General features: G+C 57.1%; 23 protein-coding genes and 2 pseudogenes. 7 read left to right on the plus strand and 18 right to left on the minus strand.

What is annotated here, in order from left to right; all coding sequences use genetic code 11:
- Positions 1-117 precede the first annotated feature (117 nt).
- From D460_RS0121785 to D460_RS35255, 9 genes are all read right to left on the minus strand, one after another.
- A complete protein-coding gene (locus tag D460_RS0121785; RefSeq protein ID WP_026283390.1) occupies positions 118-471 on the minus strand; it encodes a cupin domain-containing protein in 354 nt (117 codons plus the stop codon).
- A 390-nt stretch (positions 472-861) separates the two neighbouring features.
- A complete protein-coding gene (locus D460_RS0121790; RefSeq protein WP_018900714.1) occupies positions 862-1,086 on the minus strand; it encodes a helix-turn-helix domain-containing protein in 225 nt (74 codons plus the stop codon).
- A 253-nt stretch (positions 1,087-1,339) separates the two neighbouring features.
- A complete protein-coding gene (locus tag D460_RS33485) occupies positions 1,340-1,801 on the minus strand; it encodes a hypothetical protein (RefSeq protein ID WP_018900715.1) in 462 nt (153 codons plus the stop codon).
- An 81-nt stretch (positions 1,802-1,882) separates the two neighbouring features.
- Positions 1,883-2,938, minus strand: a complete 1,056-nt coding sequence (gene ligD, locus D460_RS0121800) for a non-homologous end-joining DNA ligase (protein WP_026283391.1) — start codon at positions 2,936-2,938, stop codon at positions 1,883-1,885.
- A 121-nt stretch (positions 2,939-3,059) separates the two neighbouring features.
- Positions 3,060-3,344, minus strand: coding sequence for a DUF982 domain-containing protein (locus tag D460_RS0121805; protein WP_018900717.1), 285 nt, complete (start codon positions 3,342-3,344; stop codon positions 3,060-3,062).
- Positions 3,345-3,438: 94 nt separating this feature from the next.
- On the minus strand, positions 3,439-3,708 hold the full coding sequence (locus D460_RS0121810; protein ID WP_018900718.1) for a hypothetical protein: 270 nt from the start codon (positions 3,706-3,708) through the stop codon (positions 3,439-3,441).
- Between the two features lie 260 nt (positions 3,709-3,968).
- Complete coding sequence (locus D460_RS0121815) at positions 3,969-5,132, minus strand: zinc-dependent alcohol dehydrogenase (protein WP_018900719.1); 1,164 nt, start codon at positions 5,130-5,132, stop codon at positions 3,969-3,971.
- 40 nt (positions 5,133-5,172) lie between these two features.
- Complete coding sequence (locus D460_RS0121820) at positions 5,173-6,048, minus strand: SDR family oxidoreductase (RefSeq protein WP_037111835.1); 876 nt, start codon at positions 6,046-6,048, stop codon at positions 5,173-5,175.
- A gap of 621 nt (positions 6,049-6,669) precedes the next feature.
- Positions 6,670-7,269: an ABATE domain-containing protein gene (locus tag D460_RS35255; protein ID WP_081619940.1), complete on the minus strand. Its 600-nt coding sequence runs from the start codon at positions 7,267-7,269 to the stop codon at positions 6,670-6,672.
- A 75-nt stretch (positions 7,270-7,344) separates the two neighbouring features.
- On the opposite strand from D460_RS35255, the gene D460_RS0121830 reads away from it, so the two are divergent.
- On the plus strand, positions 7,345-8,256 hold the full coding sequence (locus D460_RS0121830) for an EamA family transporter (protein ID WP_026283393.1): 912 nt from the start codon (positions 7,345-7,347) through the stop codon (positions 8,254-8,256).
- A 102-nt stretch (positions 8,257-8,358) separates the two neighbouring features.
- Here the strand turns inward: D460_RS0121830 and D460_RS33490 are convergent, their stop codons facing one another.
- Positions 8,359-8,571, minus strand: coding sequence for a DUF2945 domain-containing protein (locus D460_RS33490; RefSeq protein WP_018900722.1), 213 nt, complete (start codon positions 8,569-8,571; stop codon positions 8,359-8,361).
- A 42-nt stretch (positions 8,572-8,613) separates the two neighbouring features.
- Positions 8,614-8,925: a hypothetical protein gene (locus D460_RS0121835; RefSeq protein WP_018900723.1), complete on the minus strand. Its 312-nt coding sequence runs from the start codon at positions 8,923-8,925 to the stop codon at positions 8,614-8,616.
- A 371-nt stretch (positions 8,926-9,296) separates the two neighbouring features.
- On the opposite strand from D460_RS0121835, the gene D460_RS0121840 reads away from it, so the two are divergent.
- Positions 9,297-9,635 (plus strand): hypothetical protein, encoded by a 339-nt coding sequence (locus tag D460_RS0121840; RefSeq protein WP_018900725.1) that lies wholly within the window; start codon positions 9,297-9,299, stop codon positions 9,633-9,635.
- Positions 9,636-9,996: 361 nt separating this feature from the next.
- On the opposite strand, the gene D460_RS0121845 is transcribed toward D460_RS0121840, so the two are convergent.
- From D460_RS0121845 to D460_RS0121855, 3 genes and pseudogenes are all read right to left on the minus strand, one after another.
- The gene (locus D460_RS0121845; protein WP_037111799.1) at positions 9,997-11,193 is read right to left on the minus strand and encodes a DUF2252 family protein; all 1,197 of its coding nucleotides are present in this window, start codon (positions 11,191-11,193) and stop codon (positions 9,997-9,999) included.
- Between the two features lie 153 nt (positions 11,194-11,346).
- Positions 11,347-11,799, minus strand: coding sequence for a cyclic nucleotide-binding domain-containing protein (locus tag D460_RS0121850; RefSeq protein ID WP_018900727.1), 453 nt, complete (start codon positions 11,797-11,799; stop codon positions 11,347-11,349).
- A gap of 497 nt (positions 11,800-12,296) precedes the next feature.
- Positions 12,297-13,197, minus strand: a pseudogene (locus D460_RS0121855) (NAD(P)/FAD-dependent oxidoreductase); the annotation flags it as partial.
- A gap of 116 nt (positions 13,198-13,313) precedes the next feature.
- Between D460_RS0121855 and D460_RS0121860 the strand changes: the two are divergent.
- From D460_RS0121860 to D460_RS0121870, 3 genes are all read left to right on the plus strand, one after another.
- Positions 13,314-14,354, plus strand: a complete 1,041-nt coding sequence (locus D460_RS0121860; protein ID WP_026283396.1) for a phosphatidylglycerol lysyltransferase domain-containing protein — start codon at positions 13,314-13,316, stop codon at positions 14,352-14,354.
- A gap of 411 nt (positions 14,355-14,765) precedes the next feature.
- On the plus strand, positions 14,766-15,128 hold the full coding sequence (locus D460_RS0121865; protein ID WP_245267780.1) for a hypothetical protein: 363 nt from the start codon (positions 14,766-14,768) through the stop codon (positions 15,126-15,128).
- Positions 15,118-15,321 carry a hypothetical protein gene (locus tag D460_RS0121870; RefSeq protein WP_026283397.1) on the plus strand — a complete coding sequence of 68 codons (204 nt, stop codon included), beginning with the start codon at positions 15,118-15,120 and terminating at the stop codon, positions 15,319-15,321. Before D460_RS0121865 ends, D460_RS0121870 begins: the two co-directional genes overlap by 11 nt.
- Positions 15,322-15,599: 278 nt before the next feature.
- Here D460_RS0121870 and D460_RS0121875 read toward each other — a convergent pair whose 3' ends face one another.
- From D460_RS0121875 to D460_RS0121905, 4 genes are all read right to left on the minus strand, one after another.
- Positions 15,600-15,914, minus strand: a complete 315-nt coding sequence (locus D460_RS0121875) for a hypothetical protein (protein WP_018900732.1) — start codon at positions 15,912-15,914, stop codon at positions 15,600-15,602.
- 887 nt (positions 15,915-16,801) lie between these two features.
- Complete coding sequence (locus D460_RS33500) at positions 16,802-17,461, minus strand: hypothetical protein (protein WP_018900734.1); 660 nt, start codon at positions 17,459-17,461, stop codon at positions 16,802-16,804.
- Positions 17,462-19,285: 1,824 nt separating this feature from the next.
- On the minus strand, positions 19,286-20,305 hold the full coding sequence (locus D460_RS0121900; protein ID WP_018900737.1) for a hypothetical protein: 1,020 nt from the start codon (positions 20,303-20,305) through the stop codon (positions 19,286-19,288).
- A 162-nt stretch (positions 20,306-20,467) separates the two neighbouring features.
- A complete protein-coding gene (locus D460_RS0121905; protein ID WP_018900738.1) occupies positions 20,468-20,860 on the minus strand; it encodes a LysR substrate-binding domain-containing protein in 393 nt (130 codons plus the stop codon).
- Positions 20,861-20,933: 73 nt separating this feature from the next.
- Between D460_RS0121905 and D460_RS36830 the strand changes: the two are divergent.
- Both D460_RS36830 and D460_RS35280 read left to right on the plus strand, forming a co-directional pair.
- A pseudogene (locus D460_RS36830) lies at positions 20,934-21,095 on the plus strand (alpha/beta hydrolase); the annotation flags it as partial.
- 162 nt (positions 21,096-21,257) lie between these two features.
- On the plus strand, positions 21,258-21,463 hold a 206-nt coding region (locus D460_RS35280; RefSeq protein ID WP_155947678.1), incomplete at its 3' end, for a transposase.

Genomic DNA, 21,463 nt, shown 5'->3' on the forward strand with positions numbered 1-21,463 from the left:
CCCCACTTCTGGCTCGTCAACAGTGGGTAACCGGGAGTGACGTCGACCGCTCCCCACCAGGACCAGCACCATCCGCATACCGGCCGTTGCCAGCGAGATCACCAGTCCGATGATGCTCTAGTCACCGCGGGCCTCCGCCCAATGTGGATACGTCACAAATGCTGTCACCGCGCCCTCTCCCTCAGTCGTGATGGTGACGGCCTGGCCCTTTGGCATGTAGACGATGTCACCAGGCCCAGCAGTGACGGTGCCGTCGCGCGTTGAAACCGACAGCCGTCCTTCCAACACGATCATTGTGTCGTCGACAGCCATGGTCTCGGTCAGAGTCTGACCAGCGGCGTATTTTCCGTAACCGATCGAAACTGGGCCGCCGCTCGTCTCGTCCACGAGGTTCCCTACATAGATATCGGCATCCTGGCCGGGAGACCTGATCAAGTTTACCTCAGACAAGCTGAATTTCTGAACCTTCATCACGAGCTCCTTCCTCCCGACCGAAGGTAGCGCGCGAATCCAGATAGCCAATGCCCGGTGTCATTTTCCAAGCGCTCACTGCACATCAGCCACCGATGAATGCAGTGCGAGAGCGAGAGCCTAATGGATCGCGATGGATGTGGGAGCGTTTGATTGGACTCCGAGCCGACCGACATATGTTTCAATCAGCGATGAAGTTATCGCATCGACCGTGACCAGGCCGCCATTGTACAAGTCGATGGCAGCTGCGCATAGGATATCGGTTGAGCCGTCATCAGGCGTCAGATCGTAGAAGTCAAACCAGTGCGGTGGCCCGGCCTCGAGCGGTTCCGTACAGCTTCGGAAACAAGCTTGGCCGCACGTTCGCTTGGGGCCATGGTCACGCAATCTCTAGCTGTTGGAAAGATGCGAAATCGAAATGCCAACCGCGGCAGCAAAGCGCGCCAGCCGCCGGGCATCTAAACTCCGTCCCGTTTCGAGCGCCTCGACTTCCGCAATCGTCAGGCCAGACGTCACGGCAACATCTTCGAGCGTGTACCCCCGCGCAGCTCGAGCGTCGCGGAGTTGGGCGGCAACACCGCTGAAAAGCTTATCGGCGCTGACAAGTACGTTCATTTTTGATCTCCATCGTTTTGGCTCGGAAACGCCGGCAAGCGATATTGGGTTCCATCGCCGTAAGCTACTGAAAAGGACGCCAAGGGGCAGAAGTTTTGTCGCCTACACGATTGCCGGAGCGATGAGCGTTACGGAAGTGGCACCGATCAATCATCCAAGTCCGAGGTGATTGGTTCGCGACGCTGTGTAGCCCCGCGTGGCTGACCGACTGAAAAAGCTAGGCCCTTTCTGACCCGACATCCTCCAGCAGCATTCAAGACCTGCTCCGCGCTTTTCGCTGCATAGCCGATGTAACCAGAGGCAAAACAGCCGAACCTGCTGCCGCTAGTGGGAGCGCGCGTAGCGTTTTCGTCGCTACGAAGCTCGCGGCCATGGCCGCCCCCAGCTTCGCCCAGGGGTAGTCCCCAAGCTGGGCGTGTGCACTTGCGTCCGCCCATTCAATGCGAGCCTGGACGATTTGCGCGACATCCTCTTTGATGCGTGCGAGGCGGTCCCGCAAAATTTCGAGTTCGACTCGTGTATCGCTGTAGCGAAGACGCAGCTCGACGCTCGCGGGAACGTAATCCAGGGGAACCTGATCCTCTACGTCATCGCTCACCTCTTTCGCTATGTCGTCGAACGTCTCGTTCGGGTAATCCAGAGGTTCGGTAGCTTGAAGCTGCTCATCCAATGAACCGATGTTGGAACCCGACGTCATGTTTTCGCGCTGTTGCATTGGTGACCTCCCTGACGGGAAAGATAACGCTCGAAATGCTATCGAGTTCAGCGTCTGCGGTGAGGACGACCAACCTGATCGTCACATCAACGTTTCCTCATCGATCTTGAAAACAGAGGCATCGTCCTGAATATCCCGCAGCCCCTTGTAGGACGCATGCCGTAGCTTGCCGTCGTCCGTCCAGGCACGATACTCGATCTCAGCGATCAAAGTCGGTTTTGCCCACACGACGTTCTTGCGACGACCGTTGTACGCGACCGCCGGCCGCTTGGTCGCAAGCTTGTCCAGTGCAGCGCGGAGTTCGACCGCGTCGTTGTACTTGAACCCCGTTCCGACGGAGCCGACATACTGAAGTCCGTCTTTTTTTCGGGCCGCTAGCAACAAGCTTCCCAAGCCGCCGCGGGCTGTCGACGATTTCTCGTAACCGACGATAAAAAAGCTCTCCGAGGCTATGCACTTCACCTTGATCCAGTCGGCAGTCCGTCCTGACCTGTAAGTGCTGTCCGCATCCTTGAAGATGACGCCCTCGAGGCCATGCTCGCAAGCCGCTCGGAAAATCGCGCCGCCCTCACCTTCGATCTCCTCCGAGAACCGGATCGGTCCATCGCGATCAGCAATCAGCTGTTCAAGCAGATGTCGGCGGCTGGACAACTCCATTTTCTGGAGGTCGTGGCCGTCGAGATATAGGAGGTCGAACGCGACATAGATTGAACTCGAGGATGGGAGCCTGCCGCCTCGCCCACCCAGTGACCGTTGGAGCGCACCGAAATCCGATCGACCTTGATCGTCCAGCACCGCTGCTTCTCCATCCAGGATAGCGCTCGCGACACCGAGTTTGCGAGCTTCATCAGCTATCGCGGGAAAGCGATGGGTCCAATCATGTCCGCCCCGCGTGATGATGCGGACACCTGTCGGTTCGATGTGAACGGCCAGGCGGTAGCCGTCGATCTTCACCTCGGCACGGTAGCGTTGATCGCTAGGAGGCTTCGCCTTGAGCAATGCTAATGCGGGTTCCACACGGTAGGGCATCGGATCGAGAAGTAGGTTCGGCTGCTGAGGGTCACGCCGCTTGCGAACAGAACCTCGCATCGGTTTGTCGCCAGTTAGAAGTGGTTTTGATTTAGGTCGATCGGCCATCTGTGGATTACATCAGCATTTTCTAAATAATGGGTTGCCGTAAGCGAAGAGGATCATACCGTCGAAGTGACTGATATGACCTCCTTCGACCCCGCTGCGGCCTGCGGCGGGGATTCTTTTGTCAGCTCGCTTTCCTCAGCTCATCCATGTCGTCCGGAAGCACATGCATGCCAGCCTCGTGAGCTGCCGTCACGAAGGCGACACGGGCCGCTTCGGGCTCTGCCGCAAAGACCATGGCGTCAATCGATCGTGCGAGCGCACTGTGGAAAGCGGGCTTCGATTTGTCGGGCCACTGTGACGTGAGGAATTTGACCATCTCCTCAACAGTCTCGGCGGGAGCATACTGCCCAGCACCGTTGATCTCGACTTCGAGCGGCTCGATCGGTGTAAGGGAATACCGGGTCATGACGCGCAACCTTCCTAGACGGCAGATGCGAATCAACTGGTGACGAAGTGATTCGTTCCGAATCAAATCAGAGGGTTAAGCTATTTCGTCGCAATCAAGAACTGAGAGGCTTCCATGCATGTGCGGCTACTGGGTGGAATCGCCCAATGGAAGCAAGATACTGGGAAATTTCCGTCGCGAGGTGATCCCATCGCCCGTATTTCGCGCAGATGGCGTGGATGTGCGGCTCTGCGAACTCATATTCTTTCACCGAAAGGTCGGCATCTCCAAATAGAAACCCCGAGCCGCCCGTCACGGCGACGATATTGCAGCCTGTGTCTACGACCGCTTGGACAAAAGCCGGAATCTGAGCTGAGGTCATCATGATTGGTTCTCACCTCGTGATAGCTTTATGTCTACCCGATAGATGTGGCGCTTCGCGCCCTTGTGGCCTAGTCGCAGATGTGCGGGTCGGTCTCCGGTGGGGTGAGCCCTTCGCCTAGCCGGAACGGTTACCGTGTTCACAAAGTCGAGCGCGGGACGGCCGCAGCTCAGTCACATATCTTCTCCCTCGCCGATCGAATACGGCGAAGGAGAAACGTACCGGAGGGTATCGCTATTTCAGTTCCTGGCAACGGGTGACCGTCATCCGTTCGGCCGGATGACGACCTTTACACACCCATCCTGCTTGTCGCGGAACGTCTTGTAGGCGTCCGGCCCTTGTTCCAGCCCGATGCGATGAGTGATCAGGAATGACGGATCAATCTTGCCCTCCTCGATCAAGTCCATGAGCGGCTTCAAGTATCGCTGAACATGAGTCTGGCCAGTCTTCAACGTCAGGCCTTTGCCGACGAATGCGCCAAGCGGGGCTGGAACAGCCGGGCCGACAAATACGCCTGGTAGTGAGACGACGCCACCGGGACGGCAGGCCATGATCGCCTGGCTCAAAGCATATGGACGCTCGGTTGAGGTCAGTTTTGTCTGCATCGTCTCCATCATGCCACCTGTACCGTGGCTTTCCATACCGACTGCCTCGATGACGGCATCAGGACCTTTGCCGCCGGTCAACTCCAAGATGCGCTGTTGAAGGTCATCGTCGGTGTAGTCGAGTGTTTCTGCGCCCGACTGCCGTGCAAGCTCCAGCCGCTCGGGCACGGTGTCGATGGCGATCACCCGCTCCGCGCCGAGAAGGAACGCGGACTTGATCGCGAAAAGGCCAACGGGCCCACATCCGAAAACCGCGACAGTCTGGCCTTGCTGGATGTCGCAGTTTTCCGCCGCCATATAGCCTGTCGGGAAGATGTCGGAGAGGAACAGGACCTGCTCGTCGGAAAGGCCGTCCGGAACCTTGATCGGGCCGACGTCAGCATAGGGCACGCGCAGGTACTGCGCCTGGCCGCCGGGGAAGCGGCCATAGAGTTCAGAGTAACCGAAGAGGCCCGCCGTGGGATAGCCGACCTGCTTGGCCTGCTCCGCACCATTGGGGTTCGAGCGCTCGCAAAGCGAAAACTGGCCCCATTTGCATTGGCGGCATTCACCGCAGGAGATCGTAAACGGCACGACGACGCGGTCGCCCACCTTGAGCTTGGAATTGCCGCGGCCGACTTCGACGACCTCGCCCATGGTCTCGTGGCCCATTACGTCGCCGGCATGCATGCCGGGAACGAAGCCGCCGTAGAGGTGCAAGTCGGAGCCGCAGATCGCGCAGCTCGTTACCTTGATAATGGCGTCGCGGTCGTCCTGGATGATCGGATCGTCGACTTCCTCGCAACGGATGTCGCCGCTGCCGTGCCAAGTGAGTGCCTTCATGTCATTCTCCTCTTTGAATAGCAGTCCGGTTGATACAGGCTCAGGGCTGTCCGCCACCGCCCGCCGCTCCGTAGACCTGTCCAGTTGCGTAGCTCGCTTGCGGGTCGGCCAGCTGGACATAGATGGACGCCAGTTCCGCCGGTTGGCCGGGGCGACCCATCGGCGTGTCGCCACCGAACTTCTCGAGCTTCTCCATGGTCGCGCCACCGCTCACCTGGAGTGGCGTCCAGATCGGTCCGGGCGCGACGCCGTTGACGCGAATGCCCTTCGGGCCGAGCTGTTTTGCCATCGACTTGCTGAAGTTCATCACCGCCGCCTTGGTCATGGCGTAGTCGACGAGGTTCTCGGACGGATCGTAGGCCTGCTCCGACGTCGTCTGAATGATCACCGATCCAGGCTGCATGTGCTTGAGGGCAGCCTTGGTCAGAAGGAACGTGGCGTAGATGTTTGTTTTCATGGTCGCGTCGAAGGCCTCATAAGTGATGTCTTCGATCGACTGGGCCTGCTGCTGCCGTCCCGCGTTGTTGACGAGAATGTCCAGCCCGCCGAGCGCCTTGACTGCGTCCTCGACCAGCTTCTCGCAGAACGCTTGATCGCGCAGGTCACCAGGGAGCGCGACGGCCTTTCGGCCCTCCTTCTCGATCAGGGCGACGACCTCCTGTGCGTCCGGCTCTTCGTCCGGGAGATAGTTGATGGCAACGTCGGCACCTTCGCGCGCATACGCGATCGCGGCCGCGCGGCCCATGCCGGAGTCACCGCCGGTGATCAGCGCCTTGCGCCCGGCAAGACGGCCGGAGCCTTTGTAGGAAGTCTCTCCGTGATCTGGCTTCGGGTTCATTTTTCCCGCAAGGCCGGGAAACGGCTGACGTTGCTTTTCGAACGGCGGCTTGGGATACTTGGTGGTCGGGTCTTCCATTGGAATGAACTCCTTCTCCTCGATGTTCTGGGCTATCGACGGAAACGCGTATGCGGCGAGCGCCGCGCTCGCTGCTGCCAGGACGGACCGTCGTGTCGGAAGCAGGTGGTGGCGCAGCATAAGGACTCCTCTCAGAAGACGACCAGACGCCGGATACCGATCGGGCCAAAAATCCCCGCTCCGTTGCGGAAGACAGCACAACCTCCATGAAGAGACCTTGTTCCGAAGAGAAACATCGGCTTCGACGTAGGTCTGAAAGCGCGTCACTCTCCATGACCCTCGCACGGAAATTTGCGTAGTGGGCAACGAGCGCTGTTCGCGCCTGAGATTGAAGGAAACGACCAAGGACAATCCCGGGCTGTCAACCTCGCCGGGATCACAGGTACATCGGCTGTTGGAAGCCTTATACGACGGACCACGAGGCCTATGACAAGGACGAAGGTTTTCAGGAAAGGGTTCGGACGCCGCCGTGACCCTGTGCTAAGCCAGCGTTGTTAGGCGTGCGTCTGATCAGCCCTTGAGCTCTCCGGAGCCAAGCCAACATCAATCACCCGCGCGACGCGTGATGAGACGCCTGCTTTGCGGCATGTCTATTGCCGGGTGGCTATCCGCGCCAGCGTCTCAACTGCTCCGAAATTTCTTGACCCGGCTGTGGACACCACAACTCTCTTCTGAGCACCAAATCCGCCGTCCTCCCTTCGATCTATCAAGGAACAGCCAGCCGCAGTTGTCGCCCTTGCATTCCTTCACCGGCCGCCGCTCGGATCGTGTTTCCAACAGTTCAGCGGCGGATGAGGAAAGAACGTGCACAAGGTCGGCAGGTGTCTCGATTTCATGCGCCCAAGTCCATGCCGCGGATCGTTGCGTGAAAACCTGACGGCCACGAGCCGATGTTGCCACTGCGCCGATATAAGCAATGTCATCCATCTTAGGTTTTCCGCCCGCGTCCTCATTTAGAAAGACACGGTACAGGCATTCCCTGAGTTCTACCGAAGCTTCCAGAGCCGTTGCTGCCGCAGCAGGATTTTCTTTTGCCATCTGCGTCAAACCAGCCGCTTGCGCGTCCGAAACGAGATCGACCCGTCTACTAAAAGTAATCAAGTCAACGTAATCGGTAAGGAAATCAGGACCCCATCGATTGCGTCGGCTGTCGACGGTGTTCACAAAGTCAAGCGCGGGATGGCCGCCGCTCAGACGCATATCTTCTACTGATTTTGCCATATGGAACAGGATACAGCTGCGTTAGTTGTAACGATATAAACGCATTATACTCGTTACATAGATCGGGTCCATAGCATGTCAGCTTCAAACTACGGGAAGTTCGCCATCCTTTGCGCTGTTTGGGGTTTGACCTGGATCGCCGTGAAGTATGGGGTGACGACTTTGCCACCCATGCTCTTCGCCGCACTTCGCTTTGTCACGGCCGGCGTTGTCTTCCTAGCGGTAGCGGTCTGGCAGGGTCGCTCGATGCGAGGACTGGCGGCCGACTGGCTTTCGATCTTTATCGTAAGCTTGCTGATGATAACCCTCTGCTATGGGCCGCTGTTCTGGGGAATGACAAAGGTCCCGTCCGGCACTGCTGCCGTCTTGGAAATGTCTTTGACGCCCGTTTGCCTGTTCGTCTTTGGGATGCTTTTGCGGCAGGAATCATGGAGTTGGGCGGCGGCCATCGGCCTGGCCGTGGGTTCCATTGGGCTATACCTTCTATTCGTTGGAGGAAGTCGCGCGAGCCACGACGACGGGGCGTGGATCGGCATCATTTCCGTCTGTTGGGCTGCTGCATCATCGGCTCTCGGCTCGGTTCTGGCAAAGCCAACCATCGCGAAGCACGGCAGCACGGCCGTCGCGGGTGCGACGACATTTTTGGGAGGATTGCTGCTCGCTGGAGCGGCTTCAATTTGCGGCGAAAATATCACTGACCTGGCGGTCTCCAACTGGACCGCGAAGGCGTTCGGTGGCTGGCTTTTTTTGGTGATCTTCGGCTCGCTGATTGGCTACCGGCTTTACATGCAGCTCCTCAGGGATGCCGGGCCGACACGCGCAGGCATGTTTGCCTTTGTATCGCCAGCTATTGCGGTGGCAGTCGGTACCTTCTTGGCACGGGAGCCGCTGACCGCCACGAACCTCGTCGGGATGGCCTTCATGCTTTTGTCGGCGGCCGTCTGCCTTTATGGTACAAGAGCGCCGCCTAGAAGGATGTCCAAGTAATATCGCCGCAATACTTCGCCATGCAGGATGAGGGGGAAAGCAAGGCATCGATAGCGAAGCGTTTTGAGAAGAATGCCTATTTCGCCTTGTAGGCCAGCTGACCTATGACTTCTTTTTGAGAGCCGCGGGTCTGTGCGCGGCCTTCGCTCCGGTTTTCGAACTTTCCACGATGACCTGTGGGTCTGATCGCGATGCTTTCACTTCGTGACCTTTGATCTTCGTTGGGCTGGTTTGCTTCTTGACGACGGTCCCTGTCGTTTCACCCTGAATGGTTTTCCAAGCGACATGGTCGCCTTTTTCTAGGTCCTTGCTCACAGCTCTCTCCTTGCAACGCAGAAAAAAAACGATGGTCAGCCGTCATTTTGCTGTGACGCGCAGCGCCCCTAGATCGCCGAACACCCGATGAAGCGCGGTGAGCTTATCCGCAGTTATGTCTGCCGAGACATCGATCTCGCCGCTAAGCTTGGCGTCTTCTCGCGCGCTTTCACTTGCTGACGGAGCGTCACCACCGCTGACGTCCACACCCGACGAGTTCTGTCGACCGGAGGCTTGAACGAACACATCCGCCCGATCGATACCGATCTTCTGCACCAGATGCTCGACCGCGAGGTCGGCTTCTTCGCGCGTTTCGAACGTTGCTGTGACGGTTTTGCTCTTGCTTCCTGACATTTTATCCTCCTGTAACACCTGTAGAAGTGTCATCTCCGAACTAAGTTCCCGCCTGCCCTCCTTTCAGTTGTCTAGACCGGGATCAAGCAAGGAGGCTTCCATGACCGTCGACAGATTTCCCATCCGCCCTACCCCGAGCAGCACCAAGCGCCGCCCGGCTATACCGGTCGAATGCAGCCCACTTCCGATCACGGCGAGAGTCCTGTCGCGGCAACGACAGGCTCGAAGGAAGTGGCTCTCGTCACAGGTGGCAAATCCGCCATTGGGCTGCACCATCGCAGCGTTCTCATTGTATCGCCTGCCAATATGCCTTACGCGATCCGCAATTCGTCGTTAGGAGCATCAGAGAAACGAGGAAACCTTTAAAGTCGATGACACCAGAAGAAAAAGCCGCTCTCGCTACCCGATTTGCGCAACGCGTTCCCTCCTTGGACGAAGCCGCGGATGTATTCCTCGAAGCCGAGAGCTTCCGCATGTTCGCGCCGCTCGACGGCGGAAATCTCTTGGCTCGTTTGGCTTTGACCAGCGGCGAAACATTCGACCTAGCGGTGAACCCTGTGTGCGCTCTGCGCTTGGCCGCGACAATTCTCGATCAGTTGAGTAAGTCTGGGGACTACGTTGTTGATTTGTCGATATTTGAAGCCGCAAGTGGCGAGCAGACATCACGCGTTCGTCCATCGGAATCTCCGTCTGTGCTGCACGCCAACTGACCGTTAGGTGAGCCGTGACCGAGACGCGCGTTGTCAACGTGCAGCGTTGGCCCAACCGGATACTGAGGGTGCCTCAGGTGAAACTTCGTGATGAGACCGATAACGCGACACGCAACGTCCCTCAGCTAGGTGAAGCTCGGTGCGGGTAAGATCGCCAGCGACCGACAGCAACGCCGTTCCGACCAATCGCGTCACCATCCCGAGAGCGCTATCTCCTTGGTCCGCCGCCCATGCGGCGTTTCGCGCCGGCCTCACGGCCAGCCGTTCGAGCACGGCCTGACGCTCCGCTGGTTGCACTCGGTAAATGAGGGGTCGGTACGGATAACCGAACAATGACGGCTTCCAGTGACCATGAGAGACGTTACGCAGGTTCTATCAAGGCATACCTACGGCAGTGTTCCAGATACGCGGCCTCATGGGTAGCCACCAAATCTACGACGCTCGCCCAAAGCCAGGACGGAGCGTCGATTTTTCGGATCGGGCTGCTTTTTAACTCTGCCAGCCAGGATTTCCTGTCGTTTGCATCCATCTGCTGTGCGTGAGCCAGCCCAACTGTATAAGCGAGATACTCCGCAACGGTCAGGGCTTCCTCTCTCGTTAGCTTATCGATCTCGATTTTCAAATCTTGAGGCAACAGTTCGCGCACGAATATCGACTTTCCGAGAAGGTCCGTCACCACCATCCTACTGCCCAAGTATGGAGACAAGTGTCTAGCTCCTTCGACGACCCGCTCTGCATTGTCGATAGGCATGACGACGTCAGTGGCGCGTGGGGCACTTGGCGCGACAGCCTCCTTGATATCCATGAGCCGGTAAACTTCGTTCTTGCCTTTGCCGATGACCAGAAGCGCAGCGACCCTAAGTCTCCCAAGGGAACTGCATCCCTTCTTCCAAAAAGCAGCATCGACAACCCTGACTTTGCCACTTGTCTGAATACCGGGCAGTGCGGAGACGAGGTCCTCTACGCGCTGCTCGGCAAACATCGCATCCACGGATTCACGTTCAAAGCGGGTGAGCGGCCAGAATCTTGGACCAATGGGCAGCTGGCGAACCTCGCCTTCGATCCTCTCATCAGCGAGATGTTTCCACGATCGCTTAGCCGCCTGCCGCATCAGCGACTTCACCGTTCCCGGCATCGCGCTGGAAGCATTGTCGACGTCCATGAGAAAGGCCTTTGTATAGCCCTCGATCATGCGCTCGAGCATCAGCGCTGTGGTCACCCCCGGCAAGTCCGAAGAACGAGCCGCCATTGCAAGAGAAAGCGCCAGCCGTATCAGGTCATGCGCCGGGTTTCCGATGACCGTCTGATCAAGGTCGCGAATTTGAATGGCAAGTGCGCCGTCCCCATTAGCGACAGGACCAAGGTTCCCGGAGTGGCAGTCCCCACATATCCAGATCGCAGGCCCGCTCGGTATTTCAGCGTGATCACTTTGAGAGAGCCATTCATAGAAGCGCTTCGTGCTCCCGCGCACGTAGGCGTGCGCCGACTCCGCCATCTTGCGATTTCGTTCAACGATCAGTGCCCGGACGCGATCTTCCGGCAATACAGTATTTTTCATGGAAATGTATTTGACCTGCGGAGGGATGACTTTGTTAGCGTCCTACAACGCGGGGCGGTCTACGACAGTTCCGTATCTTTGACACGGAGACGCGTCGCTCCGTCAAGCGGAATGCCGCAGCGCGGCACCTTGGCAGCGCCTCACATCGCTTCACTACCTTTCCGTCGACAACGTCGTTGTCAGCTCACTGGTCGTCTGCGCCAATCGACTAGCGAGGCCGCGCATCATGCCGACACCGATATTTGGAAAATCGCTGACCAACTTGAGGAAGGTTTCCTTGCTGATCCGAAGCGCCTCCACCTCCGTGGCGGCCCTGACCGTGGCCGTTCGGGCGGTGTCACAAAGTATCGCGATCTCGCCCACTATGGAGTTGGGTTGGACGTCCGCAACTTTCATATCCCCAGCTGGGGTATGAACGTATACTTCTGCATTGCCCGAGAGGATAACAAACGCGGCATCGCCACGGTCACCTTGATGACAGAGCGCAGTTCCAGCGGTGTAAATGTTACGATCCGATGCAAATGCCAACAGCTTCAGTTTAGCGGCTTCGATCTTGGAAAAGATCGGCACGCGTCGCAACATCTCAGCTTCGTCACGTAAAAACATGGCTCCTCCTCATGTCTTACATAAACGTAAGTCGGTCGCGGCGGGATGCAAGGTGAAAACTTGGTGTTCGGGCGACCGCATCGGGCAACCCATCCCCCGTTCAAACTGATATCTAGGGGTAGCGCGTCGTGCCGGACCCGAGACGTTACAGCGATGCCTTCGGCAACGAGTGTCTGAATCGTCTGAGGTGATTTCCAGAAATGGTCGCCACCACCGGACAAAAGAGGTGCCCGGCAGGCATGTCGTTAACGCGCGGAGATCGCCCTGGCGATCTCGCGTCCTTCCTTATCAGCGTTGTGGAAATAACTCACCAATCCCGGCGTCATTCCAGCGAAGAAAAGACCGGGTACTGAGGAGTGAGTGCCGTTGCTACGGCGGACGGGATTTCCCACGCCGTCCACCACGCCTAGACCACCGAGCAAGCTTTCAAGGCCAGCGGTGTACCCAGTAGCCGAAACGATGATATCGGGCTCGATAAGCGTTCCGCCACGAAGTTTAACGTATGCACCGTCGATGCGGGACACCTCGGAAACGACCAGTGTTTTTCCTTCTTTAATCGATCTGATCGCACCGTCGTCGACAGGAATGGCGATCTGTTCGTTGCGCAGCCTGGTGGCTGCGCCTTTCGTCGGCGTTGGAAGACCTAGCTGGCCGACATCGCCAAAGGCCATCCTCTGGATCAGGTTTATCGCCAAGTCAGACACGGCCGACGGAAACAGCTCCATGAGAGGCGAGAAACGATGGACTGCGAGGCCTTTGAAGCGCTTAGGCAGGATCGCCGACCCAGACCGGACGGATAGCCATACTCCCGTTCCCGGAACTCGCGCCAAATGATTGACGACATCAAAACCAGAATTCCCAGCTCCGATTACGAGAACGCGCTTACCGGCATAGCCCATGGCGTCACCAAATGCCGACGAATGGTTCTTCTGTCCCGAAAAAGTGTCGAAGCCATCGATGGCTGGTTCCACCGGACGTCTGTCGCGTCCAGTCGCGACAATCACGGTCCTAGCGAAGATTGTCTCCTCCCTCGTCTGCACTGAAAACACTTCACCTTGCGCAACGGAGACGACTTCCACACCGTTTCGCACTCGGAATTCGTGTTTTCGGGCAAAGTCGCCGAGATGGCGCACCACGTCATCCCGTCTCGGAAACGCCGGGGTCCTGTCGGGATAGGTAAAGCCCGGCATGTGCGAGACACTTCGGTGGGTGTTCAAGGAGAGCTGAGGATGTCGGCTTCGCCATGTGTCACCCACAGACACCCCTTGGTCCAGCAAGAGCGGGCTTATTCCTCTCCTGACGAGCTGATACGCCACTGTCAGACCTGCGAGGCCAGCACCGATGATGACCGCTTTTTCGGGATTCGATCTTTCCATCGGCGGACCATGGGCAAAACAATGCGCGATGGCAACACCAACAGACGAACCTTGTACAAGCGCTCGCTAAATCGCGATTTTCGCTGTGTCTTCACCGCAAACTATGTGCAGCTGTCAGATAACGCTAGGGAATCGCGAATGCCGAACATCAGACGGATTATCGACAGCTTTCTGGAGCGTCAGATCGCTCCCATCCCTGCGCTCGAAGTTACCTCTGATCAAAGACTCGCACTCTGTCGCCAACACGGAGACTTCGCCGTCGCCTATTCCACCGCCGTCCAGGCAAACCTCAAGCACTTCGGTGATGACGCTGGCTATTTGGCATATGCTACGAAGATGGGACATACATTTGTTCTAGGCGATCCCGTCGCACCGAAAGCCGAGCGGGAGAGGTATATTCGGGAGTTTGTAAAGGCCGCAGCGAGCCCGTGTTTTGTCCAAGTCGGTAGAGACACCGCAGCGGTCCTTTCCAGGCTCGGCTATCGCGTAAACCATATGGGCGTAGATACTCATATTGCCTTTGACACACACAGCTTTTCTGGGAAGCGGAACGAGACGGTGCGATACTCGGAGCGCTGGCTGATCAAACAGGGTTACGCGATCATCGAGTGCGATGGAACGAAGACACAAGCGGACCAGATCAAGTCAATTTCAGAGAGCTGGCGGTCGGGCCGCATCGTCAGCCGACGCGAGATGTGTTTCTTAAACAGGCCGTTCTTCCCAGACCTGTCACCTCACATGCGACGCTTTGTAATCCTCAGCCCGGAGGGGGCTGCCATCGCGCTTCTGGATTTCGACCCCATCTTCGAAGGTGGCGTTGTGAAGGGCTACACCGCCGCCTTTAAACGGAAGCTCCCCGGCACTACCCCGCACGCAGAAATCGGCCTGACGAAATTTGCGGCGGACAGGTTTCGAGAAGAAGGCCACGCGCGCGTGACGCTCGGACTGTCTCCTCTGGCTGCCATCGGGGCGAGCGGGTTCACCGAAAGCCGCTTGTGGCGCGGCCTTTTCCAACGGGCGTTTCAGTCGGAGAAAGTGAATGCCCACATCTTCAACTTAAAAGGCCAAGCCGCGTTCAAACGCCGCTTCCATGGCGATGAAGTTCCCACCTATATCGCTTCCAAACGGCGGACCCCATTAGAGATGGTTGCTCTGCTGAGGTTGCTGAAGACTCTGTGAGTCCCGGAGGACTTGGGGAGACACATGCTGTTTCGCTCCATCGCGACTGTGCAGGTTTGGATATCGGCTGCTTGGTCGTGGGTATTGCAGTCTCTATAGCGATCGTTTCCCAGCACTCCGTTGGACATCCCTGCATTCCTGGCTGACGAGATCAATTGATTCGTGATGTGCGCGGTGACCTTTACGGCGATCCCCACTTTCCATGTGACCGTGAAGAGGTTCGGGTCCCGAGCTCCCAATCTGGAGTTTGCCCCGAACACCGGGGCCGTCAACATCCGCATCGCGCTTGGAGCTCCCGTTCGCGGCGCGACGCTTGGGAACGCTCTCTGCTGCCTACCTCGCCAACATTGTTGACTCCTTCGCAAAAGAGAACATAATAGGAACATTCTACTCTGTGAAGGGATGGCGGCGATGACCAAAACGCCGATCGGACAGCCGTGGGCTGACGACGAGACTGGAACATATTGCGTAAGCCCGAGCGAGCCGACGCTCGCAGAGGTCCATCCGCTTTTGATGGCGGTCCTTCTCATGATCCCAGGCTACCCGGACTGGGCTCTGTGCTCTGTGAATGTGTACGACATGGGTTCCGGCGCGCCCCTTGGTTCATTCGATATCGGTTTTGACCCAAGGAGCGGCAGAGCGTGCGGCTATTTCAACGTCGTGGGTTATGAACAGCTTATGAGCAAGCCCTTGTGGTTCGATTACTCCGGCGATGAGAGCGATGTCATCGAGGCATTCTATTTGCTCATGAGGAATGCAAGGCATGTCCAGTAAGTCGGCTCAAGCAGTGGCGAACAGCTATGAAGTCGAAGCGGCGCTCGCCTACCATGACGAGGATGCCAAGGCGACAATCGCCACGCTTCTCGGAGACATCAAGCACCTGCGGCTCCAACTGGCATTGGCCGAGGCGGCAATGAGCCAAGGAATGACGCGCGGTTGGAAGCCGAAATTCGAGCGCGATCTCTAATTCAAATGCGACGTCAAATCAGCCCCGAAAGGAATTTCAAATGAGCGACATAGATCGACAGACTTTACAACGGGCACCAAAGCTGGTCGCGCGTAAGTGCCACTGCGGCGACTGGGCTGGCTTTGGCTTCTGCACAGCCGGTCTCCAGGATTGGTGGTGCTGGACGCACTACCCTTACAAGACCTCAGCTCGACTAGAGGCCGCAGAGATCGCGGCAAAATTGGTAAAAACCGCTGCGTAGCATGCTTCGGCCACGTTTCGCTGAACGAAACGGTGTTTCAAGAGTCGCCGCCGGCCAAGCGCGTTTTCTCTAATTTCGCGGCATGCTCCCGAAACACACGGACCGCTTCGATCGCGTCGTGGCATAGCTTGGCCATGGCGGAGGACACTTCGTGGATGCCCGTCACCGCTTGACCGTGGCAAACCGATCCAGCGTGTACCGATCTCATGACGATCGAAGTCACTTCAAGCTGGGCAACGGTAGTGGCGTAGTGGATTTCGACAACAAGTTTGCTCGTCGCGTCGACGGCAGCAACATAAGTCGCATCGATCGCATTCCGGTTATCGATGGACATCTCGAGCACTCTGGGCATGCGTGATCTTTCCTCCGGTCGGGAGTGGGAATGCAATCGACAGGTCGATTGCCCACCACAACGTTCGGCGCGCGAAATGGTTTGGGCGTTACAAGGGAGTTTGCTGGCTTGGCTGCCAACACATGCCCAAATTTCGACGACCCTCTTTAGGTTGCCAAAATAACACGCCAAGCGATGGAAGCGTCGATGCTCGATCCCACCAGACCGATCAATCGTTGCAGAGAGAATTGTGACCGCTAAAACTCGCTGGAGCCAGAGTGGAATGAAGATGTTTGAACGATCGAATATAAGACGGATAGTCCAGACGTTTTTTCAAACGGCGGCGGCTTGCGCCGCGGCTTTCTCGCTAGCGGTCGCGGACGGGCACGCCCAAGCCGCCACTCAGGTCGCGCCTTTCTCACTCGTTGCAGCCGAACTCGACTTGCTGGTCAGTGACGATACAAGAGCGGCGAAGGTGGACGGGATAAGCTATTTCGTCATCGACGACCGCGGTGCTGTGGTCCGCGGGCCCGTCGTCATAGTGAAGGGGTCACCTGCCGCCGCTCGGCAGGCATTCGAGAGAGATTTTCGTGCTGCGATTTTAAAGGCAGCGCCTTTCGACCCACTCAAGGAGTATGTTGGCAAAGTCCTAGTACTGCGCCTATCGACGTGTGGCTCCAGTGCGGACGCGTCTTGTGGACATCAGCTCAAGTCGACTCCACCAAAGCTGGTGCAAAGCTGGCGAGCCAAGCAATAGGAAGCCTCCTGGCCCTGGCGTGTCGACCGATCCTGGGATTTGGAAGTCTGCCCCTACATCGGGCAGCGTGAGATGCGTAGTACTGGAAGCGCCCGCAGTGCCGAAGGCTAGGAACGCGAACTGCTGCAAACCGCACTCCCACGCATGCCAGTTACGTTGACGCACTCTCTGGCGCTGTATTTCGCCCGAATATCGGTGTGACGTTGGATGGTTCACTCGGAACCTGCCGCGCGGATTGAGCTCGCCGTTTCCAGAACTCTTCCATCTCGGAAATCTTCGCACTGAACTCATTGCGAGGGTCGTAGTAATCGGGGCGGCTCGGCAACGGCAGCTGGTGCTCAGCGCAGATGCGCTCGACGAGGTCCATCGCCAGCAAGCCGAGGCGCGCGTAGTCATCTTGTCTGTGTTCGAACAGATCATTGAAGTCCGGCGGCTCGATTTCGATCGACTCCAACGCATCGCGTACATTGCGAAGCCGGTTGGGCAGCCACCTGATTTCGTCGGCGAGATCGCGGTCTAGAAGCGACCAGTCCGCGCCTTTGGGAAGCACGAGCACAGGATCATCGGAATGAAGAAAAAAGTTCTCTGGTTCGTCGACGTCGTACTCAGGGTAATCGTGAGCCGCGATATAGCAGGCCCCTACGAGATCATCGATTGCCAGCACCGACTGCATCGCGAGATCGCGAGTTGCCTGACTGTTTGACCTTCGTCGGACCAACCTATCTCTCGCCCAGAACCAAGCCCCGATCGACGTCGCGCCGATTACGGCTCCGCCTGTGAAAGTCACTGCAGCTAGGTCGAAGGGGCTCATGAGACGTCCTTGAGTGTCAGCTGTGGCTGACAGATAGGAACACGATTCTAGGAAAGAGGAAATGAACTTCGGCCATCATATTTGCATCTGCAAGGCAAAGTAGAAAGCAAGAACCCAAGTTAAGGCCGTTAACGACCCCAAAGACAAAATTAAAAAACGCAATTGATTTCCGATCGGTACGAGGCCCTCGTTAACGGGTCTCTGAGGAAATCGTTCACATGAGAGTTCTGATTGTTGATGAGGTGCACCTCAATCTCTGGCAATCGGTCTCACCAAATGAGATTGTTCGATTTCCCCGAACTGCATTGTTCGGCGGTCCGACCGAGATAGTTCGAATTTCGAATTAATCTATGTCCGATTCTTAGGGAGTATCGTCCCAAAGTTAGTAAAGTTACGCATTCTGCCAACCGGATTCGATCAACGATTCCGGGTGTTAACCAAGGTTCGACTTTCGGGAATCTAAGAACAATGCGCTGCTTTCCCGCTTCCGCAGTCAGGCGAACCAATTTGCCTACTTTGGACGCGCGTCTTCGGTCGGCATCTTGCACACGACCCACGGCAAAGACTAGCTACCTTCGTTGAATCAGTTCTGGAGCTTCGGAACTCAAGACACTGTTCAGACGCTTCTTTTCGGATTTTGACAGGAGTGAACCAGCGCGTGTCTACTGATAGCAATGCCCGCCATCGCATGTACGCATTTGTGGCACCGATTTTCGCAGCCGGGGTTCTGATAGCGGGTGCCTATGTAATTATCGCCAAGCCAGGCGAGAGCGCAGACAAGCCGGTCTCCGAGGTGGCCAATCCAAACGGCTAGCGAGCGAGAGCCTTGCCCTGGGAACGACACTGATAACAAGGGCGACTGACCGCCTGGGCCTTGCTGCGGCACACAGCTTGGCACGTGCTGACACGAGGTTGTCCTCCACGCGCGATCACGACAAAGGGCTAATGACATTTCCCGCCTCTTCCCCGACGGTCGTCATGTGGTCATTGGCGATCCGAGCAGAGCCGATGACGTTGGCCTAGAAAACTGCTAATCGCGACTTGCATGCTGTCGAAATGACTGGATCATCTCCTTCGAGACGTCGCCTGCAAAACATATCGGCGCGTACCCACCGCCTCGATTGTAAGCGCTTCGCTTCCCGCATCGTCGACCGCCGCGGTCTGTGTTGTATGGGCACGCGCAGGAGCCAGGGTACATCGACAGGGATTCCGCGATTATGCGCTGGACTACCGCACTCTCTGAAATTTGCGGAACATGCGGTTCGGGGTCCTTGTCACCTGCGTCATGGGATGGCTCGTCGTTGCCCCGCTTTGCCGGAGCGGTATCTTCTTCACCCCGCTTCGTTTGAGAGAGCAAGGACGCCAAAATCCATCCCTCCCTCGCGGTCAGCTTGTCTCGAACCTTCGACCAACCGGATTTCAGTTCGGAAACAAATACCTCTCGCCCGCTGTCATATCGATCAAGAATTCCGAACTGCTTTCCGGGACCATCGCGAAGAGCGACTTTTCGACCCCGAACATATCTGGTGACGTCTTGAGCACTCGATGTAGGCGGAGCCGCGTCTTCACTATGAGCAACGTCCGGCAACGCGCGAGCACCAGAGACGGCTTCCTTTTTGAGTGGAGGCGGCGATACAGACGACAAAGGCTCGGTTGCCTGTGTGAGATGCGTCGACGACCTGTCCTTCTCGGACATCGCGCCAATGATGCCGAATCCCAGCATTGCAAGAACGAGCCCTGACACGATCTTGTTTGGTCTACCTGAGCCGCGCTTTCGTGGCATCTGTCCCTACAGGCTCCCTATCGCCTCAATCCGCTGGTGCCTCACTTGCGGCTCCTCGCCGACACGCGGCTCGTGACGCTCCCCTCCTCGGACACAATCCGCAATGTGGCCCCCATTTCCACTTCGTACGAAAACAATGCCGAGCCTGCGGCTTGCTTTTTTCTTTTTGGGTCGAAGACTCTCCAATCGTAGGCACCATTCACCCGGCATCGTTCCGCAACACAATTCGCGGAGACGGTGTTGAGCTGTACGATCGAACTCCGCATAGGCCAGCGGTCGGCATACGTGGCCTTGTCCTGCAAAACATCAGATTTGGATTTTACCGAGCCGTAGAACGCAATGCTGTCGGAATAGATGTTCGACGCGAGCGTGAGAAGATCGGCTTTTGGCAGCGAGCTTGCAGTGATGACCCCGAGGACAAACGCCTTCGCTTTCTCCTCCTGCGTATATGAAGGCAAGGATGCGTCAGAGTCACCCTGGGTAGCTGGAAGTGAGGCCCTCTGGAAATCCTCAGGTGTCATGTTTATTTTCAACGCGGCCAATTCGGCTGGACTGAAGACATAGATGTCTGCGGGCGGAGTTCGAAGCATCCGAGTTATGACGTCGGACGACACATCGTATTTACTCAGTGTTTCGATTATGTCGGAGAGGTTCAGCTGAGTACTCTCGAGGTCTTCCGAGCCAGAGATTTGATGAACGCCCAGCTGTCCCTGGGCCAGACGGCCCACCCCGGCGAAAAATACAAATGAACAGGCGGACGCGCACCGGCTGTTCTCCGGGATCAGGGTTTTCAGCTTTCGATCGTGGATTTCTTCTGCGATCAGCAGCCCGGCTTGGACCGACCCCCCGTCGCTCTGAAGAACGACGAGCTGCGTTTCAGGGTGGGCCTGAAGCGCCCGCCTAAAGGCCAGTGGGGATCGAAAGTCTAGCGACCCATCGAGGACGAGAGCTCCAGGAATCTCCGGCATGTACTTGAACGGAGCGAAGTCGTTAGCAGTCTGTGCAACCGACGACGAGGCCGTGACAATTATGAGAAAGAGGAAAAGAAAGACGCGGCACATGGACAACCCCAGATTTTGGCGGATTGTCCATCGATTGACGTTTGATGTCGAGACGCTGTGCGCGTTATTGTAGTATTGACGTTAACGGACAGCAGTTCCGTAAAGAAACGGTCTGCCGTTCTTACCTTTTCTCAGACTGCGCGACACTCTCGATGCTTTGGCTCAGTTGCCCAAAGTGGTCCCGGGACTGACCTTGTCTCGGACGAAATCGATGAACTTCCGGGTCTTTAAAGGAAGAAACGCGCGCGACGGATAAACGACCCAGACTGCGGTCTCGCCCTCTCCCACGGCAATAGACCAGTCCTCAAAGACCCTCACAAGCGACCCAAGCCGGATGTCGTCATCGACCAACCAGTCTACCAGCAGAGGTAGACCGAGGCCGTCTCGGACACAACTATGCAGAGAGATCGTGCTTGCGGTACGGACCTTCGCGCGAACGTCGACGTCGATCGTTTCAGACGCCTTCGTGAAATACGACGTCTGCCGCTGAGGTGCGTTTGATGTCGGGCTATTCGGATTTTGTGGAACGCCGATCGAAACAATCAGCCCGTCCATCAACCCATTCAACTCGTGGCTTCTATGGTTTTCTGCCGGCGTTTGACGGCGACGAGGTTCCCGCGGTCATTTCTATGGCGACAGCGACAAAAGCATTCCGCCCGTCCTCCACGCCTCGATGGCAGAGCGCGCTCATTCGCGACGAACGGTGGTCGTGCCAGGGGCCTCACACCTCGTGATGGTGTCGCATCCCCAGAGCGTCGTTGACGTCATCGAGGACGCTGCAGACGCTAAGCAGGTCAATGAAATGACACCCTTTCCTCACCTGATACAGAAAGATAAGCAAATGACTGTTTCCCTCTCCACACGATTGAGACGTAAGCGCGAATTTCTGCACACCTTCTGAAGAGGGGTGCTCTGATGCATGAAGTGTCCACCAAAAACAGGTGGACACCTAATCATGGACGATACTCCTAAACTGCAAGTGCGGCTTGTTGGTCGCGACGGCCGCCGTCGATATGACCCGGCTTCTCGGGATCAACTAATCGCAGCGTGCTTAGAGCCTGGCGTTTCGGTCTCTCGACTGGCGCGGGAACACGACGTGAATGCCAACCTTGTTCACAAGTGGATAAAGAAGGCCAAAGCGGAGCGGCCGTTGCCTTT

This window comes from Rhizobium sp. 2MFCol3.1 (assembly GCF_000377565.1).
Classification (GTDB): Bacteria; Pseudomonadota; Alphaproteobacteria; order Rhizobiales; family Rhizobiaceae; genus Rhizobium.